Here is a 455-nt window from a genome sequence, read left to right on the forward strand (position 1 = left end):
GAGCATCATCATTTCGAGGAGATCCTCGACACCTTCAAGGACAGCCAGGGCTACACGCTCGACACCGATCTGTCCGCCGATGACTGGGTCGAACTGGTCGGCAAGTACAAGGACGCGGTCGCGCGCGAGACCGGCAAGGACTTCCCGCAGGATCCGCACGACCAGCTCTGGGGCGCGATCGGCGCGGTGTTCTCATCCTGGATGAACGCGCGCGCGGTGACCTATCGCAAGCTGCACGACATTCCGGAATCCTGGGGCACCGCGGTCAACGTGCAGGCCATGGTGTTCGGCAACATGGGCGAGACCTCGGCGACGGGCGTCGCCTTCACCCGCAACCCCTCGACCGGCGAGAGCAAGCTGTACGGCGAGTTCCTGATCAATGCGCAGGGCGAGGACGTGGTGGCGGGCATCCGTACGCCGCAGGACATCACCGAGGAGGCGCGCAAGGAATCCGG

The 455-nt window shown here is 65.1% G+C and carries 1 protein-coding gene; it reads left to right on the plus strand.

Annotation, left to right across the window (positions count from 1 at the left end):
• Nucleotides 1-455: PEP/pyruvate-binding domain-containing protein (locus tag AACY08_RS29605; RefSeq protein WP_339472637.1), on the plus strand; the 455-nt coding region annotated here is incomplete at both ends.

The organism is Pseudomonas sp. EL_65y_Pfl1_R83 (genome assembly GCF_963970695.1).
Classification (GTDB): domain Bacteria; phylum Pseudomonadota; class Gammaproteobacteria; order Pseudomonadales; family Pseudomonadaceae; genus Aquipseudomonas; species Aquipseudomonas tritici.